The following is a 17457-nucleotide window of genomic DNA, read 5'->3' as shown; positions in this document are numbered from 1 at the left end:
GTAAGGGCGTATTTTCTTAATTTGCTCCCACATAAAGAGAACAACAAGATGAACAAAAAAATACTGGTAACCGGAGGATTGGGATTTATAGGTTCGCACACCGTGGTTGCCCTTCAGGAGAGAGGATTTGAAGTGGTTATTATCGACAACCTTTCCAATTCATCTCTGGATGTTTTGGGAGGGATCACCAAAATCACCAAAATATCCCCTGAGTACGAAAACATTGATCTGCGCGAAAAGGCAGCTGTGAAAGGCTTTTTTGAAAAATATCCTGACATAGAAGGAGTAATACACTTTGCTGCATCCAAAGCAGTTGGAGAAAGTGTCGAAAATCCGTTGTTGTATTATGAAAACAACCTGAATTCGCTCATCTACCTTTTAAAACAACTAAAGCAAAAGGAAGCGCCAAAATTCATTTTCAGTTCCTCCTGCACGGTTTACGGGCAGGCCGATGAATTACCGATTTCTGAAGAGGCTCCGGTTAAAAAAGCAGAGTCCCCATATGGCAATACCAAACAAATAGGAGAGGAGATAATTTTTGATACCTGCAAAGTAACGCCACATTTGAACGCCATCTCCTTAAGGTACTTTAATCCTATAGGTGCTCATCCAAGTGCACATCTTGGCGAACTGCCTATAGGTACTCCCCAGAACCTGGTGCCATTCATTACCCAAACAGCTATCGGTAAAAGGGAAAAACTTTCGGTTTTTGGAGATGATTATCCAACACCCGATGGTACCTGTATCAGGGATTATATTCACGTGGTTGATCTGGCCCGGGCCCATGTGGTTGCGCTTGAGCGTCTACTTGATGAGGAACAAGACACCAATTACGAAGTTTTTAATTTGGGAACCGGAAAAGGAAATTCGGTACTGGAAGCAATCAAGACTTTTGAAAAAGTTTCAGGAACAAAACTTCCATACACTATTACTGGAAGAAGAGAAGGTGATATAACCGCTGCTTATGCAGATACCACCAAAGCAAACGAAATACTCAAATGGAAAGCTGAATTTTCTATAGACAATGCATTGGAAAGTGCGTGGAAATGGGAACAACGCCTTCAGGAGAAGGAAATGGAAGAGACAGAAGGAATGTAGTGAAAAATAAAACTGTCTAAAATATAAGCTTAAAGGGCTAATTCAAACTTTACAAGCCTTTTGTATGGGGTTTAAAAACCCGCAAAGGCAGATCGTAATAAGGGGGAATTTATATTTTAGACAGTTTATATACAGAAATTAATTTACAATAAACGCATGGATCACTCCAGGAAGCCAACCTATCAAGGTCAGCACTATACTAATCAATAAGGTGGTTCCTACTCCATGGTTCAAATAGACTGCCAGAGGGGGTAATAGAATATTTAAAATGATAGTAAGCATGGTTGTTTTTTTAATGGTTATACACCCAAATTACTATTAATTTCTCAAAGAAAAATTTAAAAAATCGGGTTTAGCTTCAATTTAACAAGCTCATTTTTAGGAATATTCAGGTGCGGATTCCTACAAAAAACAGTAGCTCCCTGAGCAGCATTAGCCTGAAGAAATACCCTGATTTGTTGTATGGGGTTTGGGAATAGAGCTATCTTCGCAAAAAATTAACGAGATGACATTTAAGGAGCTGGGAGTTTCAGAAAATATTATTAAGGGACTAAACGAAATGGGGATTCATACCCCTACGAAGATACAGGAAGCGGCCATTCCCGTACTTACAGAAGGAACTGTGGATTTTGTGGGGCAGGCCCAGACAGGAACGGGGAAAACTGCCGCATTTGGATTGCCTTTACTGGCCCAAATCGACCCTGCCAAAAAACAGGTGCAGGCACTTATTTTGTCTCCTACCCGGGAACTTGGACAGCAGATCGCCAAACAACTCTTTAAATTCACCAAATATTCAGACAAGGTCTTTACCGAAGCAGTGTATGGAGGGGAAAAGATAGATATTCAAATAGCCAGGCTAAACCGTCCTACCCAGATTGTGGTAGCGACCCCCGGTCGTTTGATCGATCTAATGAATCGTAAGGCCGTGGATATTTCTGCGATCAAAACCCTTGTTCTGGATGAAGCAGATGAAATGCTGAGCATGGGCTTTAAAAAGGATCTTACCACGATCCTTGAAGCTACCAAATCTCCAGAAAGGAAAGTCTGGTTGTTTTCTGCTACCATTCCGCAGGACCTTAATGAGATCATCAATAAATATGTTGATAAAAATGCCCGCAGGGTAAACATAGATAAAAATGATGCCGTCAATACCGGGATCATGCACCAGTTCGTGAGCGAAGACGACAACAAAAAACTGGATACCCTTGCTTACTTCCTGAAATCTATGGGAAAACAGCGCGGAATAATTTTCACTAAAACCAAGGCCGCTGCAAGGACTCTTGCCGGGCAATTAAACGCAAAGAATCACGAAGTGGGACTGCTGGAAGGCGATATGTTACAGAAGGATAGGGATAAGGTCATGAGGGCATTTAAGAACAAATCCCTGCGTTTACTGGTCTCTACAGATGTTGCTGCAAGAGGTATTGATGTTGCCAACCTTGCCTTTGTGGTGCATTACCAGTTACCCGAACAAACCGACTATTATACCCACCGGAGCGGGCGTACTGCCCGTGCAGGAAAAACCGGAATCTCCCTGGCACTGGTGAACCAGTATGAGCTTAAAAAGCTTCGCCAACTTGAGCGGGAGTTAGGCATTAAATTCACGCAGATAAGGTAGTTACATTAGCTCACAGGTTTCCTGGTCAAGTTCTGTCTCGATAGTGTAGTGGTCAAAATTATATTCCTTAAGAAGCTTCTTAACCTCATTTTTCAGGTCAAGTAATTGCCTGAAACTATTTATATTCTGTAGTTTGATGTGAGTGGTGAAAATATGGTCTGTTCCTTCGAGTGACCATACATGCGTATGATGAACCGAGGCTATATTAGGGACCTGTAAAATTTTCTCCTCAATTTCCGGGATATTGATCTCTTCCGGAACCCCCTGCAAAAAGATAAAGAGCGTTTCCTTTAATCTTTTATAGACATTCCACAAAATAAAGAGGGTGATTAACAGGGAGAGTGCGGGATCAAGGTAATAGTTATCCCAGAATTGCAGGGTTACCGCCACGATCAATACTGCCACCCAGCCCAAGACATCTTCCATAAGGTGCCAGGAGACCACTTTCTCATTCAGTGATGTTCCTTTACTTAATTTAAACGCAGCTATCCCATTCACCGCAACTCCTACAATAGCGAACAGGAGCATTCCCACCGCATCAGAAGGTTCAGGGGAAATGATCCTTTTTATCGCTTCAGAGATCACGAAGATTGATCCTCCAATAAGAACAAGACTATTAATGAGGGCTCCCAGGAGGGAGAAACGTTTATATCCGAAGGAATAACGGGTATTGCTGGCCTGTTTGGATTTATTCTGTAGATACCAGCTGGTTCCCAGGGAAAGTGTATCTCCCAGGTCATGCACGGCATCAGATACTATGGCCACACTATTGACGTAAAACCCGCCTATCAATTCAAAAACCGTAAATCCGGCATTTAAAAAAAAGGCGAATTTGAGATTTTTTCCTGCAGTATGATGATGGTGATGCTCGTGCCCCATTTAGCTTTTGGTCATTGTATTACCAAAAGTAAAGGTTTTACCGGAAATTAACCGGCAAAATAACAGAGCTTAAAAAATGGAAATTAAACGATCTTAAAGATCACCAGCGCATAACCGTAAAACCTGACAAACCTTAGAAGTCCGAACAACAGGTAATAACGAAATTTGTAGTTGATGATACCTGCCGCGATACTGGTCATCGCAAAAGGAATGGGGAGTAAGGCACCCACCACAATCAGGAATCCGCCCCATTTCTCGGTATTCTTGATATGTTTGCTCATCCTTGTTTCCAGGTAATTGTGCACAGAAGGGATCCTGGTGATCCCACGTCCCATAAAAAAGGAAATGATCCCGCCTAAATAAGAGGCAAGAGCAAGAAGGCTTAGGTAAAATACCGGAGAAGCAGATTTTCCTGCCCAGGCAATAAAAAGTTCTGGTGGGACAAGTCCCAACAATGATTCAGAAGCAAGAAAGACGGCCAGAATACCCAATGGAGAGAAAGTCTCTGTCACCGTTACCAGTACCTGGTTGATATTGATCACATATTCATTGACGGCAATAAGGGCAATTAAAAAGAGAACGATAGGCAGGATAGCCTTTTTAAGGCTCCCCCCAACAAATCTGTAAAATCCGGTGTAACTATAATACTGGTGCAGTAATTTCCACCGGGGTTTTTTGTTTAAAACAATTTCTTTTTTCTTCATTTCCCTTTCTTCCATCTAAATATAAGCGTTAGGTAGCTGTAGATTCAAATACCAAGCCAATTCAATAAATTGAAAAGTTAATTCTCTTCTGCGTAAGCGATAAGGTTGTTGCTGTATTCCCTCAATTCCAGAGCATTGAGCTTGTTTTTAGCTTCTGCCATCAGTGACAGCAGGTAGTCAAGGCTCTCCTTAGGATCCACATCAGGATCTGCAGTCTCTTCCTCTTCAAAGCCTTCAACAGGCTCATCTGCAGGGATTGGGATATCAAAGGTCTGGTAAGTGTCAATATGTTCGTAGGTAAGCCTTATCACCTTGGCAAGCAAAGGACTCTGTTCTTCAACGGCATAAGGCCTTAGATCCTTTAGATCTTCAACGATTGTGTTGATTACTATGCCATTGCGCATTAGGTCGCGCTGAATTTTATTGAGAAGTTTTTGTGCCTTAGGATTTTCCAATGTAGCTTTTTTTTTGAACGATTAAACCATTTCCCTCCTTTTTACCGCATGTTGCCATCGCTTCGGAAGGAGCGCAAAGATAAATGTTTCTCCCTGTATTTTACGAGTGTATTTCTAAAGATTTTTTCATTCCCATGAAATTTAAGGCAGAATTTTTTTTTACCCCAAGAATTAACAAAGTCTTAAAATCAATGCTTCAAACTTTCCTGAAGGAATGATTAGTTTTAAGAAAGTAAAAAATAATTAATAATGGAAAATTTAGATAAAAAAGTGGCATTTATTACCGGTGGGAGTAAAGGTATAGGTTATGGCGTAGCCGAAACCCTGTCTGCGGCTGGAATGAGAGTAGCCATCACCAGCCGTCACGCTGCCGAAGCCGAAAAAGCTGCCGGGGAAATTACTTCAAAAGGAAAAGGAGAGGTATTTGGCCTTGAAGCCGATGTAAGGGATCTTCAAAGCCAGGAAAAAGCCATTCAAAAGGTTATCGAAAAATGGGGGCAGCTGGATGTGCTGGTTGCCAATGCCGGGGTTGGTTTTTTCGGGTCTATTGAAGAATTGACGGCAGAGCAGTGGCAGCAAACCATTGATACCAACCTTACGGGAGTCTTCTTTAGTATGAAAGCAGCTGTTCCCGCTATCAAAAAATCTGAAGGCTATATTTTTACCATTTCCAGCCTGGCAGGAACAAACTTTTTTGCCGGGGGTGCTGCCTATAATGCAAGCAAATTCGGGGTAACGGGTTTCACTCAGGCAGCCATGCTTGACCTGAGGAATCACAATATTAAGGTGACCACCATTATGCCGGGATCTGTGGCCACTCATTTCAATGATCATACACCTTCTGAAGAGGACGCGTGGAAAATTCAGCCCGAGGACCTGGGAGAACTGGTGCTTGATCTGCTAAAGATGAATCACCGCGCCCTTCCAAGTAAAATTGAGATACGGCCTACAAAACCGCCGAAAAAATAAGATTTTTAAAAAGGAGGTTTTCAGACCTCCTTTTTTAATTTTTGAAGGTGAATACTTTTGGCCTGCTCCACAATGAGATCGGCAATAGAAAGCCAGGCTTCTTCCTGGAGAAAATGCCGAGCCGGTAAGGAATGAATTTCCTGCAGACCGGCAATCTCCTTGACTTCCTTTCCGAAGGTTTCAAGTGGTAAGCCAGGATCCTTACCACCCCAGATCGCCTGGACGGGGTATGGGGTGTTTTGCACTGCGTGGTAACAAAGATCCCGGAAAGCGATGGAATGATCATAGTTGCGCATTACTTTTAAAAAGGCTTTTCCTTCATCTTTTCTTTTCAACAGGTCAACATAGGCATTGACTTCTTCTGAAGGAATTAAACCCGACTTCAGCACCCCCATATTTTTGAACATGACAGGCCAGGTGAGGTGATTCATCAGCTTTAATTCGGCCTCTCCAAGTACTCTCTTCTCAAAAGGTTTCATGACCGTAGGTTTTCTGAAGTTCACCACATCTATCCAGGTATTTAAAATAGTGAGAGACAGGATTTTTGAGCGGTGCCTTGCGGCCATAGCAAAGCCAATAGGCCCACCAATATCATGCACTACGAGGTGGAATTTCTTTAATTTTAAGGTAGTGGCTGCTTTAAAAATAAAATCAGCAAAGCCCGAAAAAGAGTAATCAAAATCATCAGGACGGTCAGAAAGACCAAAACCCGGAAGGTCAATGCTCACCCCTTTATAACCTTTTTTGGCAAGCGACTTAAGAACTTTGCGGTAAACAAATGAGGAAGCAGGGACTCCATGCATGCACAGTACCGGCTCCCCACGACCCAGACTAAGGGCAAAGGTCTTTATTCCGTCAACCATAAAATATCTACCTGAAGTTTCATGTGCTCTTATCACCTCTGCTATGCTTCTTGTATTCGCCATGGTGCATCAGGGATATCAGGATTTCTTTTGTACCATCTTTAATAGTTCCCGTGCGGCTTTTTCAGAAGATGCAGGGTTCTGACCTGTAATAAGTCGGCCGTCAATCACCACATATGAACTCCAATCGTCGCCTTTGCTGTAATGGGCACCCAGCTGGTTCATTTTATCTTCCACCAGGAACGGAACTATATCTGTAAGTCCCGCCGCTTCTTCTTCAGAATTGGTGAACCCGGTGACCTTCTTGTCTCTAACAAGGGGTTTTTTATGGTCCTCAACATTGGCTAAAGCGGCCGGGGCATGACAAACAAAAGCCATAGGTTTCATTTGTTCGTTGAATTTCTCGATCAACGAAATTGAAGTCAGATCATTTGCGAGATCCCATAAAGGACCATGTCCTCCCGGATAAAAAACGGCGTCAAAATCATTGACGTTTATATCTTCCAGCTTTTTGGTCTCAGACATTTTTTTCTGAAGCTCCTCATCCTTGTCATACCTTTTGGTAGCCTCTGTTTGAGCATCTTCTTTTGTACTGGCAGGATCTACAGGAGGTTGTCCTCCCTTTGGGGAAGCCAGGGTCACATCAACACCGGCATCGGCAAAGACGTAATACGGCGCGGCAAATTCTTCCACCCAAAATCCGGTCTTTTTTCCGCTGTTCCCAAGCTCACCATGGGAGGTAAGTACCATCAATATTTTCATAAGTTCTAAATTTTAATTTTATTTATTTCCGTAGAAAAGATCTTTATCTATAATCTTTCCCTTTTCCTTAAAATTACGATGATGTACTTCCATCGCCAAGGCAGTATTACTAATTTAAGGTTAAAATCTTCCCGTAGGGGTTCAGGTTATAGAAGAGGGTAAGAAAAGCCGTTTAACCTTTGTAGCTTTGTAAGAAATATTTTCCCGTTGAACCTGCTATCCCATTTCACGTCTTTTTTTAATCTGCTTAAAACGGCCGAATTTTCGAAAGGTATCAGTTTCGCAGTAGCTGCAGTGGTACCTTTGATTGTGAGCAGTCAATTGGGTAGATTGGATGTAGGAATCGCCATGTCAATTGGGGTGTTGCTCACTTCTCCCAGTGATGTGCCCGGCAGCCTGCGACGCAGGCTTATAGGGGTATCCCTTTCTGCGCTCATGGCCGTGGTGGGCACTCTGCTCGCGGGTTACGCCGCAATGAATGCGATCCTTTTCGTACCGGTGCTTGCCCTGTTGATCTTTTCTTTTTCCATGATCTCGGTTTACGGATTCCGGGCTTCCCTTATTTCCTTCTCCGGACTCTTTGCCGTTGTGTTGAGCCTCGCAAAGGTTCCTTCGGAAATCTCTGTGCTTGAACACTCGCTACTGGTTGGACTGGGTGGACTTTGGTACCTGGTATTTACCATCACCCTGCATTATCTTAACCGAAGGAGAGAAACTGAAAAACTCCTGGCCGAAGTTTTTGAACTAACGGCAGAGTACCTGGAGATAAGAACGAGGTTATTTAGCAGTGCAGGAGAGGAGCAGGAGAAATTGCAAAAAGAACTTATAGGGGTACAGACAGATATCAATGAAAAACACGAGACCCTTCGGGAACTGGTAATCTCCAGGCGAAGAAATTTTGGCCGTTCTGGGGTAGTGCGTAAAAAATTGCTCATTTTCATGGAGCTTGTTGACATCCTGGAACTGGGGATGGCCAATCCAGTCAATTATATCCGAATGCAGCAACTGTTTAGGGACAGGAGTGATAAACTGGAGGCTATAAAAAAATGGAGTATAGTAATGGCTGCCCAACTTAGGGAAATAGCGCTGGTGTGGAAAAAAGATGTCACCTACCGGACTAATCCACAACTGGAAATTTTGCGGGAAGATGCCTGGCAGGCATTCAGGGATTTTGAAAAAGACGCGAATCTCCCTCAGGAACGCGAGGCACTGCTGGTATACAGGAATCTCCTGGTATTTAAAGATAAGCAAGACCGAAAAATTAAGTCAATAGAACGTCTTTTACGCGAGTGGGAAGGAAAGTCTGAATTTAAAATAAGGGCTAAAGAAGCAGAAAAGTTTATTACCACCCGTGATTACGACCTAAAGACCCTTGAAAATAATCTGGATCTCAAATCACCTATTTTCAGGCATTCCCTTAGACTCCTGGTCGTCCTGGTAGCAGGTTTTTTCCTGGGAAGGATCTTTCACTTTCAAAATGCCTATTGGATCCTTCTTACCAGTCTGGTGATCATGCGGCCGGGTTATGCCCTTACCCGCGAACGTTTTCAGCAGCGTTTGTATGGCACTCTCATTGGGGGAGGTATTGCAGTCACTATAGTACTTATAGTTCAAAATACCATTGTTTATGGGATACTGGCGGTAATTACCCTGATCCTGGCTTTTTCAATGATCCAGAGGAACTACAAAACAGCAGCAGCTTTTATAACCCTTAACGTTGTATTTGTCTATAGTCTCATAAGACCTGATGTTTTGGAGGTGATACAGTACCGGGTGCTGGATACGATAATTGGTGCCGCTCTGGCTTTTGTGGGGAACAAATTCCTATGGCCTACCTGGGAATATTCGGGAATAAAGAATTTTATTTCTGAAAGCCTGAAAGCCAATCGCGAATTTTTAAACGAGATTTCAGTTTTATACCGGGAAAAAGGCAGATCTGCAACTTCTTACAGGCTGGCAAGAAAACGGGCTTTCCTCGCGATAGGAGACCTTAATGCGGCTTTCCAGAGAATGGCTCAGGAACCCCGATCAGGGGAAGGGGAAATGGGTGATGTATTTAAAATGGTTTCCCTGAACCAGGAATTCCTTTCTTCGGTGGCCTCTTTGGGAACATTTATCAGGGCACATTCCACCACCACGGCCTCCACCCATTTTCTTAACTATACACGGGCGATCACAGAAAACCTTCTGGCAGCAGAAAGATCTCTTCAGGAAGAGGAGGTACCTTCAAAACCCATTGTACAAAAAGAAATTGAAGAGGCAGAGATCTATTTCAGTGAAAAATTCAAGGAGCTTACAGAGAAGAGGAATAGGGAGAAAGCAGAGGGACAAATGGAAATAAGCCCTGAGTTGCGGGAGCAACTACAGGAGGTACAGATCATCACAGACCAGCTCAAATGGCTGTGGGAACTTTCAGAAAATTTAAAGGCACTTTTGAGCAAAGACATTCTCAAAGCATAAAGCCACCCTTGTGAGGTGGCCTGAAAAAATTCCGGTCTGTAAAATTCGATTCAGGAAACTATTTTTTTTCTTGTCTTCCTGCTTTTTTTGGTTCGCTCTTACCTTGTTCTTTTCTTGGAGCTGCCTTTTTTTCAGCTTCCTTTTTTTGTCCTTGCCTTTCTTGTGCCATGACTAAAATATTTTAATGGTTAATGATATAAATTTACAACTCCCTGCCTTTTAGAGTTTTACTTTTATAATACTTTAACGCTAATTAGAGTTTAATTAAGGAAAACAGGTTTCTGAGGTCTTTTCTTTTCAGCCAAAGCCTGCTACAAATGGATTTCTATTTCATAAATTTGGAATTCAGGTTTAAAATTATGGAGCAGAAAAAAGTAATTGAGGAGATCATTTCCCAGAAGAGATTACCTCATTTAAGATTAAAGATAAAGGAACGCGCAGAAGCATTTACTGAAAGCCTTTTCTATACCTTGTTTGATGAAGATACTCCGGTGAAGGAAAACCTGGAGAAACTTTCATTTGATTTTAAAGAACTGGCAGATCTGGTCTGTTGGGAACCACATAAACCTTGTGAAGAGATATGGCAGGATTACTGTAAAATGCTCCCTGATATTCTCCGGAAGCTCAACAAAGATGCAGTGGCGATTGCCACCAATGATCCAGCCGCAAACTCGGTAGAAGAAGTCTATCTGTCTTACCCCGGATTTTTCGCAATTGCAGTTTACCGTCTCAGCCATGAGTTCTATAAATTCAGGTTGCCGCTGGTACCCCGGTTGATGACTGAGTATGCCCACAAAATTACCGGCACAGATATTAACCCAGGAGCACAAATAGGAGGTTCTTTCTTTATAGACCACGCTACGGGGGTGGTGATAGGGGAGACTGCAGTTATAAAAGACAATGTAAAGATCTACCAGGGGGTGACTCTTGGAGCCTTGTATGTAGAGCGGGAGCTTAGGAACAAGAAACGCCATCCTACCATAGAAAATAATGTGACCATTTATGCCAACGCTACCATCCTGGGAGGGAATACCATAATTGGTGCAAACAGTATCATAGGAGGTAACACATGGCTCACCTCCTCGGTCCCTGAAAACTCATTTGTAACCCATTCCCCGCAGATAAAGATCAAAAACCTGCAGCAAAAATGAACGATTCCATATTAGATCTGATTGGGAATACTCCCCTGGTAAAGGCAAAGTATCTTATCAATAATCCCCGGGTAGAGCTTTACTTCAAGCTGGAGGGTCAGAATCCCGGCGGCAGTGTGAAAGACCGGCCGGCCTATAACATGATCAAAAAAGCACTGGAAAGGGGAGAGATCACCAGGGAAACCAAACTTATTGAAGCTACCAGTGGTAATACCGGAATTGCCCTGGCCATGATCGCCGGGATCTTCAAACTGGATATAGAGCTCATAATGCCCGAGAATTCTACCGTTGAGCGGGTTCAAACCATGAGGGCCTACGGCGCAAAGGTGATCCTTACCGCTGCCGCTGGCGGAATTGAAGGCGCCAGGGATTATGCTGAAAACCGTATGAAGGAGGGAAATTATTTCATGCTCAATCAATTTGGGAACAATGACAACTGGCAGGCCCATTATGAAACTACGGGACCTGAGATCTGGGAAGATACCAATCACAAGATCACTCATTTTGTGTCTTCGATGGGAACTACCGGAACGATAATGGGAACTTCCACCTTTCTCAAAGAAAAGAAAAGCAGTATTCAAATTGTTGGGGTACAACCTGCCGATGATGCCCGAATTCCGGGTATCAGAAAGTGGCCCAGGGAATATCTTCCGGCAATTTTTGATCCTCAAAAGGTGGACAGGATCCTGGAGGTTAATGAACCGGAGGCCCGGGAAATGACCAGACGTCTTGCAAGGGAAGAAGGTATTTTTGCGGGGATGAGCAGCGGCGGTGCTGCTGCTGCTGCAGTGAGGTTATGTGAAGAACTGGAAGAGGGAGTAGTGGTAAGCATAGTTTGCGACAGGGGAGACCGATATCTTTCTTCAGATCTTTTTGATCAATAAAAAACCACCCTTTAAAAAGGGTGGCTCCTCAACACACTTACGTGATCTTAATTACTTACCAGGACAATGCCTGAAGCACTACTTTCTACCCGCAATCTTCTGGTTTTGTCACCATCTTTAATTTTGATGCGGTAAAAATCTTTCTCAATATTCCATTCTTTGGAAGTTACGATATGTTTATTGGCCACAACCCTACCGTTACGATACTGTTGCATTAAATGAAGCCTTACGTTATCTGGTAATGGTACGTTTTTAAACTGCTGGTATGTTGAGACCATCTCCCCATGCCTGTCGTATTTAGCAAGAACATTACCTTTGGTAGTTCTGAACTCCACATCAAATGAATCAAAGCCATATTCCCGGTTTTCAAGAGCTAACTTCTCTGCATCAAAATTTTCACGGATAAAGGTTAACGGGTCTTGTTGGAAATGGCCCACGTATTTTTCTGGTAAACTAACAATTAATAGTTCAGTGTTAGGATCGATCTTCATGGAAACGGGTGAATAATCCACTTTTGTTTCCTTCAATACAATTTGCGAATGCCCGACGCTGATAAAGCCCATCAAGAGCAAACAAAGAATTAAATTTTTCATAGCACACATTATTTAGATTAATAATATTATAAAGGTATTTATAACCTAATTATCTGGGTACTACTTAAGTATCACATCTCTGTTAAAGTTATTAATAAAATTTCTTAGAGGTTTGGCCCTGCTTTACGTAACAGCTTCTGAAGGTTTTTGATCTCCATTTTCTGACGTCCCAATAACAGGGTTCCGTCATTTTTGAATTCCTGCAAATGCCGGTTTACAACTGCACGGGTGGTACCTATCATATTAGCGATCTCTTCGTTTGAAAGATCATTGATGAGCTCCAGTTTTTGGGATTCAGAATTTATGTTCCGTAAGATCAGTTTAGCAAGCCTTACCGGGATCTCAGTGAGGGTTAAGTTGGTAGCATATTCCTCGACCACCCTTAATTGATGGCATAAATAAGGTAGTATATTCCGGTTGATCTCAGGGTATTCCTTCATCCACATCTGCATTTTCTCCAGACTGGCAGCAAGAAGGATAGTCTTATCCAGGGTTTCATAATAGACATGTTGATCACATTCGTTCAACAAGCACATCATGTCAAAAACATCATTCCGGGTGAGGAGGAACAGGGTAAATTCCCGGCCTGATTCCGGGTCGATCTTGTACACCTTGAGCCGTCCCGAAATTATAAAATGGAACTGCCGGTGAAAGGTATTGGTCTTGTGAAGGCTGCAGGTATTCTTTGGCCATTTCTCTACATTTAAATCATCAAGAATTGTTTCTATTTGGTCAACTTCCAGATCTTTAAGTAATTTATTTGTTGAGAGGGCTTGGATGTACTGATTGCGCTTCCTCATATTCTTTTTCATTGTGCACGCAAATATATATTTAGACAAATCACAGTAGGGGAAAAAAAATGGGGCAGGAGCAGAATACCAGGTAGTTAACCTTTCGCTAAAGATACAAAATTTCTGCAATACCCGGAAGGAGCATAAAAATAAAAGCTGAGGTTTTTCCATATAAAAATTTGAGTATACCCTTAAAATCAGCTATTTTTGCAAAATTGCAAACGAACAAACATCTAATGACGCAGGACATATTTGGAATTGAAGAGAAGACGGTTGATAAGGAATTATATGACTATCAACAGGAAGATATTAACAAGATTTTCAGGATTCTGGAAGCTCACCCCGAACGTTATAATCTTCTTTATCAACTACCTACTGGTGGGGGTAAGACCGTTATCTTTTCCCAAATTGTGCGGGAATATATACAACGTACCGGTAAAAAGGTCCTTATCCTTACTCATCGTATCGAACTCTGCAAACAAACCTCAAGAATGCTTTCGGGTTTTGGGGTACGAAACAAGGTCATCAACAGCAGTATCAAGGAACTGCCAGATCAGAATGAGTACATGTGTTTTGTAGCCATGGTAGAGACGCTCAATAATCGCCTGAACGATGAAAAGGTAGAGCTGGAAAACCTTGGCATGGTGATCATTGATGAGGCCCACTACAATTCCTTTAGAAAACTATTCAAATTCTTTGAGAAGTCTTTCATTCTCGGGGTAACGGCTACGCCTCTGAGTTCCAATATCAAGCTTCCCATGAAGGATAATTACCGCGAGCTGATTGTAGGGGATTCGATAAGTTCGTTGATTGGAAAAGGCTTTCTGGCCAAAGCCAACACCTATAGTTTTGATGTTGGTCTTTCTACTCTTAAGGTGGGTATCAACGGCGATTATACCGTGAAATCTTCCGAAGAACTTTACTCGAATTTCTCCATGCAGGAGAAACTCCTTGATGCCTATATGGAAAAATCCCATGGGAAGAAGACCCTTATCTTCAACAACGGGATCAATACTTCCAAGGAGGTCTATGAAACCTTCAGAAATGCAGGGTTCGATGTGAGACACCTTGACAATACTACCAGTAAACAAGACCGTAAGGACATTTTGCGCTGGTTCAAGAAGACACCAGATGCAGTACTGACATCAGTAAGTATCCTTACGACAGGATTTGATGAACCAACGGTAGAATCTATCATTTTGAACCGTGCCACCAAATCCCTTACCTTATATTATCAAATGATAGGGCGCGGGTCCCGTGTACTGCCGGGTAAGGATGAATTTACCGTGATAGACCTAGGGAACAATGCGGCCAGGTTTGGTTTGTGGAGTGCCCCGGTAGACTGGAAACAGATCTTCAGGTCACCAGATTATTTCCTTGAGAACCTGGTAAGTGATGAGGAGATAGAGCAGAACTTCAAATATGAAATGCCTGCAGACCTCAGAGAGAAATTTGCCAAATCTGAAGACGTGAGTTTTGATGTCGAGGCTGAGTATGATGATATCATTTCAAAAGGTCTGAAATCAAAGACCGTTCTGGAACGTTCCCTTGACCAGCACACCAGGATGTGCGTAGAGAACAGCGAAGATGTCTTTGACGCGCGCCTGCTGGCGAAAGAACTAACAGAGGACATTGCGTACAGGATAAGACGATATTCCTATTGCATAAGCAACAGTACCAAAAATTACCGTGACTGGCTTAAGGAAGATTATATGCGCAAGCTAAGGCTGCGAATAAATCAGGCGGACTTTTAAAAATATTTTTACTTTAAACATTTCTTCTGCCCCCGTCTCACCGGCGGGTAAGTCGTTCTGTGTGTTATACGGGGTTTAACTTTCCTTTCTCTCCTGCTCCTCCCGGTTCGGGAGTTGCCTCATGTTAATAAATTGCCGGCTTTCTCCCATTTTTACAGATTTTTTCCGCAAAGGAAAAGCTGGTACTTTAACATCATCTTCGGAATATTTTCCTTTGAAAATCCTGAAATTAGAGAACAGGGGGTGCTCTGTTTCAGAGAGTTGCCCATACAACCATATAAAACTTAAAAAATGGAAAAGGAAAACCAAAAAGGTCAGGGGCCCGAAGAAAAAAGTGAAAAACAAAGAGATCTTGACAAACACAGGGAAGACGGGACAAATGAACATTTGACCACCAACCAGGGGGTAAAGATAAATGATAACCAACATACCTTGAGTGCGGGTGAACGAGGACCATCCCTGCTTGAAGACTTTATCTTCAGGGAAAAAATGACCCATTTTGACCATGAGAGAATTCCGGAAAGAGTAGTGCATCCAAGAGGTTCAGGAGCCCACGGCGTATTTGAGGCCTATGAGTCAATGAAAGAGCATACCAAGGCTTCATTTTTAAGCGAGGCAGGGAAAAAGACCCCGGTCTTTACCCGGTTTTCCACCGTGGTTGGTTTTCGCGGATCTACAGATCTGGCGAGAGATGTTAGGGGTTTCGCAGTGAAATTCTATACAGATGAGGGCAATTATGACCTGGTGGGAAATAACATTCCGGTTTTCTTCATACAGGATGCGATTAAATTCCCTGACCTTGTACACGCCATTAAACCTGAACCTCATAATGAAATTCCGCAGGCAACGGCTGCCCATGATAATTTCTGGGATTTCGCCTCCCTTATGCCCGAGGCTACCCATGTGATCATGTGGATAGTTTCAGGAAGAGGAATTCCACGCAGTTACAGGATGATGGAAGGCTTTGGAGTGCATACCTTCAAATGGATAAATGCCGAAGGAAAAGTAACTTTTGTAAAATATCACTGGAAGCCGGTGTTGGGAACGCATTCTGTTCTGTGGGACGAAGCCCAGAAGATCTCCGGAATGGATCCCGATTTTCACCGAAGGGACCTTTGGGAAGCTATTGATAAGGGGGAATTCGTGGAATTTGAACTTGGAGTGCAAATGGTTCCCGAAGAAGATGAACACAAATTCGACTTTGACCTTCTCGATCCTACCAAACTCATCCCCGAAGCGCTGGTGCCGGTGAGAAAGATCGGAAAAATGACCCTGAACAGGAATCCGGATAATTTCTTTGCCGAGACAGAACAGGTGGCATTCCACCCAGGTCATATTGTGCCGGGAATTGATTTCACCAATGATCCCCTGCTGCAGGGAAGATTATTTTCCTATCTGGATACCCAGCTTATTCGCCTGGGTGGACCCAACTTCCACGGGATACCTATCAACCGACCTATCGCCCCCATGCACAACAACCAGCGTGACGGCTTTATGAGGCAACAGATCAACAAAGGAAAAGTTAACTACGAGCCCAACTCAGTAGGAGGCGGCTGTCCTTTCCAGGCCAAGATGAAAGACGGAGGTTTTGTGAGCCATACCGAACATATAGACGCCAGGAAGATACGGGCCAGAAGCAAGAGCTTTAATGACTATTTCAGCCAGGCAAGCCTTTTTTACCACAGCCAAACCGAAGCTGAGAAAAAACAGATCATTAGTGCTTTTCAATTTGAACTGGGGATGATAGAAAGGGAAGAAATAAGAAAACGAATGGTTGGACTGCTTACCCAGGTAGATAAAGACCTGGCCAAACAGGTGGCAGAAGGACTAGGTTTTCCTTTTCCTGATGGGCCTATGCAACCCGTCCAACACGGGGTTCCTGCAGATGCAGATCCTAAGGATTATGAACCGTTAAATGTGAAACAGGCTATTAAAGAAGATAAGAGCCTGAGCATGGAGTATACCGTGAAAGGAAATATCAGGACACGAATGGTGGCATTCCTGTGTGCAGACGGGGTAGATGGAGAATCGGTGGAGAGCATGAAAAAGGCGCTTACCCAAAAAGGGGCGATGGTCAAAATAGTGGCTCCCCACAATGGTAAAATTAAGACAGAAAGCGGCGGGGAAATAAAAGTGGATAAAAGCTTTGCTACCAGTGGTTCTGTTCTCTTTGATGCTTTCTATGTCCCTTCCGGAGAAAAGAGCATAGGTACGCTGAAAAAGAACGCCAAAGCGATCAACTTTATGCATGAAGGTTATAAGCACTGTAAAGCTATAGCTATGGAGGGAGATGCCAAAGACCTGTTGAAGGCGAGCTATATTGAACACCTTGTAGAAAGTATTGATAACGAGAAACAGGGAGTGATCCTGGAGAAGAGGGGCTCTGGCCTCGAAGACAAATTCATACAGGCCATTGGGCAACACCGTTTTTGGGGGCGTGAGAAAACTGAAAGGATCCCAGCCTAGATCCTTTAAA

16 protein-coding genes are annotated in these 17457 nt (G+C 43.0%); 8 read left to right on the top strand and 8 right to left on the bottom strand.

Going from position 1 to position 17457, the window contains the following annotated elements:
• Positions 1–48 precede the first annotated feature (48 nt).
• The gene (galE, locus tag ACFSTG_RS12790; RefSeq protein WP_380753514.1) at positions 49–1098 is read left to right on the top strand and encodes a UDP-glucose 4-epimerase GalE; all 1050 of its coding nucleotides are present in this window, start codon (positions 49–51) and stop codon (positions 1096–1098) included.
• Between the two features lie 138 nt (positions 1099–1236).
• Here galE and ACFSTG_RS12785 read toward each other — a convergent pair whose 3' ends face one another.
• Positions 1237–1380 (bottom strand): YqaE/Pmp3 family membrane protein, encoded by a 144-nt coding sequence (locus ACFSTG_RS12785; protein WP_084625583.1) that lies wholly within the window; start codon positions 1378–1380, stop codon positions 1237–1239.
• Positions 1381–1603: 223 nt separating this feature from the next.
• Here ACFSTG_RS12785 and ACFSTG_RS12780 point away from each other — a divergent pair, with 223 nt between their 5' ends.
• The gene (locus ACFSTG_RS12780) at positions 1604–2716 is read left to right on the top strand and encodes a DEAD/DEAH box helicase (protein ID WP_380753510.1); all 1113 of its coding nucleotides are present in this window, start codon (positions 1604–1606) and stop codon (positions 2714–2716) included.
• Here ACFSTG_RS12780 and ACFSTG_RS12775 read toward each other — a convergent pair whose 3' ends face one another.
• The 3 genes from ACFSTG_RS12775 to ACFSTG_RS12765 form a co-directional block, all read right to left on the bottom strand.
• Positions 2717–3595 carry a cation diffusion facilitator family transporter gene (locus tag ACFSTG_RS12775; RefSeq protein WP_380753507.1) on the bottom strand — a complete coding sequence of 293 codons (879 nt, stop codon included), beginning with the start codon at positions 3593–3595 and terminating at the stop codon, positions 2717–2719. It abuts the gene before it with no gap.
• Between the two features lie 83 nt (positions 3596–3678).
• Positions 3679–4299, bottom strand: coding sequence for a YqaA family protein (locus tag ACFSTG_RS12770; protein ID WP_380753504.1), 621 nt, complete (start codon positions 4297–4299; stop codon positions 3679–3681).
• A 77-nt stretch (positions 4300–4376) separates the two neighbouring features.
• Positions 4377–4754, bottom strand: a complete 378-nt coding sequence (locus ACFSTG_RS12765; RefSeq protein WP_380753501.1) for a hypothetical protein — start codon at positions 4752–4754, stop codon at positions 4377–4379.
• A 249-nt stretch (positions 4755–5003) separates the two neighbouring features.
• Here ACFSTG_RS12765 and ACFSTG_RS12760 point away from each other — a divergent pair, with 249 nt between their 5' ends.
• Positions 5004–5723, top strand: coding sequence for an SDR family oxidoreductase (locus tag ACFSTG_RS12760; protein WP_380753496.1), 720 nt, complete (start codon positions 5004–5006; stop codon positions 5721–5723).
• Between the two features lie 20 nt (positions 5724–5743).
• Here ACFSTG_RS12760 and ACFSTG_RS12755 read toward each other — a convergent pair whose 3' ends face one another.
• Positions 5744–6649 (bottom strand): alpha/beta fold hydrolase, encoded by a 906-nt coding sequence (locus tag ACFSTG_RS12755; RefSeq protein ID WP_380753492.1) that lies wholly within the window; start codon positions 6647–6649, stop codon positions 5744–5746.
• A gap of 15 nt (positions 6650–6664) precedes the next feature.
• Positions 6665–7348 carry a type 1 glutamine amidotransferase domain-containing protein gene (locus ACFSTG_RS12750; protein ID WP_380753488.1) on the bottom strand — a complete coding sequence of 228 codons (684 nt, stop codon included), beginning with the start codon at positions 7346–7348 and terminating at the stop codon, positions 6665–6667.
• Positions 7349–7678: 330 nt separating this feature from the next.
• On the opposite strand from ACFSTG_RS12750, the gene ACFSTG_RS12745 reads away from it, so the two are divergent.
• From ACFSTG_RS12745 to cysM, 3 genes are all read left to right on the top strand, one after another.
• Positions 7679–9808 (top strand): FUSC family membrane protein, encoded by a 2130-nt coding sequence (locus tag ACFSTG_RS12745; protein WP_380753485.1) that lies wholly within the window; start codon positions 7679–7681, stop codon positions 9806–9808.
• 359 nt (positions 9809–10167) lie between these two features.
• Positions 10168–10959: a serine O-acetyltransferase EpsC gene (epsC, locus tag ACFSTG_RS12740; protein ID WP_380753482.1), complete on the top strand. Its 792-nt coding sequence runs from the start codon at positions 10168–10170 to the stop codon at positions 10957–10959.
• Entirely contained in the window at positions 10956–11843 is an 888-nt protein-coding gene (gene cysM, locus ACFSTG_RS12735) for a cysteine synthase CysM (RefSeq protein ID WP_380753479.1), read from the top strand. Before epsC ends, cysM begins: the two co-directional genes overlap by 4 nt.
• 47 nt (positions 11844–11890) lie before the next feature.
• Here the strand turns inward: cysM and ACFSTG_RS12730 are convergent, their stop codons facing one another.
• Positions 11891–12370 (bottom strand): hypothetical protein, encoded by a 480-nt coding sequence (locus ACFSTG_RS12730; protein WP_380753476.1) that lies wholly within the window; start codon positions 12368–12370, stop codon positions 11891–11893.
• A 170-nt stretch (positions 12371–12540) separates the two neighbouring features.
• Positions 12541–13248 carry a Crp/Fnr family transcriptional regulator gene (locus ACFSTG_RS12725; RefSeq protein ID WP_380753474.1) on the bottom strand — a complete coding sequence of 236 codons (708 nt, stop codon included), beginning with the start codon at positions 13246–13248 and terminating at the stop codon, positions 12541–12543.
• Between the two features lie 215 nt (positions 13249–13463).
• On the opposite strand from ACFSTG_RS12725, the gene ACFSTG_RS12720 reads away from it, so the two are divergent.
• Both ACFSTG_RS12720 and ACFSTG_RS12715 read left to right on the top strand, forming a co-directional pair.
• Positions 13464–14981: a DEAD/DEAH box helicase gene (locus ACFSTG_RS12720; RefSeq protein ID WP_380753471.1), complete on the top strand. Its 1518-nt coding sequence runs from the start codon at positions 13464–13466 to the stop codon at positions 14979–14981.
• 291 nt (positions 14982–15272) lie between these two features.
• Positions 15273–17447: a catalase gene (locus tag ACFSTG_RS12715; protein ID WP_380753468.1), complete on the top strand. Its 2175-nt coding sequence runs from the start codon at positions 15273–15275 to the stop codon at positions 17445–17447.
• Positions 17448–17457 lie beyond the last annotated feature (10 nt).

Source organism: Salinimicrobium flavum (genome assembly GCF_042684505.1).
GTDB lineage: Bacteria > Bacteroidota > Bacteroidia > Flavobacteriales > Flavobacteriaceae > Salinimicrobium > Salinimicrobium flavum.
This window is presented reverse-complemented; position numbering and strand designations above follow the sequence as displayed.

Coding starts and splice junctions, on each gene's coding strand:
- cysM (WP_380753479.1), top strand. CDS start 10,956: ATGAACGATTCCATATTAGATCTGATTGGGAATACTCCCCTGGTAAAG.
- galE (WP_380753514.1), top strand. CDS start 49: ATGAACAAAAAAATACTGGTAACCGGAGGATTGGGATTTATAGGTTCG.
- ACFSTG_RS12780 (WP_380753510.1), top strand. CDS start 1,604: ATGACATTTAAGGAGCTGGGAGTTTCAGAAAATATTATTAAGGGACTA.
- epsC (WP_380753482.1), top strand. CDS start 10,168: ATGGAGCAGAAAAAAGTAATTGAGGAGATCATTTCCCAGAAGAGATTA.
- ACFSTG_RS12775 (WP_380753507.1), bottom strand. CDS start 3,595: ATGGGGCACGAGCATCACCATCATCATACTGCAGGAAAAAATCTCAAA.
- ACFSTG_RS12715 (WP_380753468.1), top strand. CDS start 15,273: ATGGAAAAGGAAAACCAAAAAGGTCAGGGGCCCGAAGAAAAAAGTGAA.
- ACFSTG_RS12725 (WP_380753474.1), bottom strand. CDS start 13,248: ATGAAAAAGAATATGAGGAAGCGCAATCAGTACATCCAAGCCCTCTCA.
- ACFSTG_RS12750 (WP_380753488.1), bottom strand. CDS start 7,348: ATGAAAATATTGATGGTACTTACCTCCCATGGTGAGCTTGGGAACAGC.
- ACFSTG_RS12760 (WP_380753496.1), top strand. CDS start 5,004: ATGGAAAATTTAGATAAAAAAGTGGCATTTATTACCGGTGGGAGTAAA.
- ACFSTG_RS12770 (WP_380753504.1), bottom strand. CDS start 4,299: ATGAAGAAAAAAGAAATTGTTTTAAACAAAAAACCCCGGTGGAAATTA.
- ACFSTG_RS12755 (WP_380753492.1), bottom strand. CDS start 6,649: ATGGCGAATACAAGAAGCATAGCAGAGGTGATAAGAGCACATGAAACT.
- ACFSTG_RS12720 (WP_380753471.1), top strand. CDS start 13,464: ATGACGCAGGACATATTTGGAATTGAAGAGAAGACGGTTGATAAGGAA.
- ACFSTG_RS12785 (WP_084625583.1), bottom strand. CDS start 1,380: ATGCTTACTATCATTTTAAATATTCTATTACCCCCTCTGGCAGTCTAT.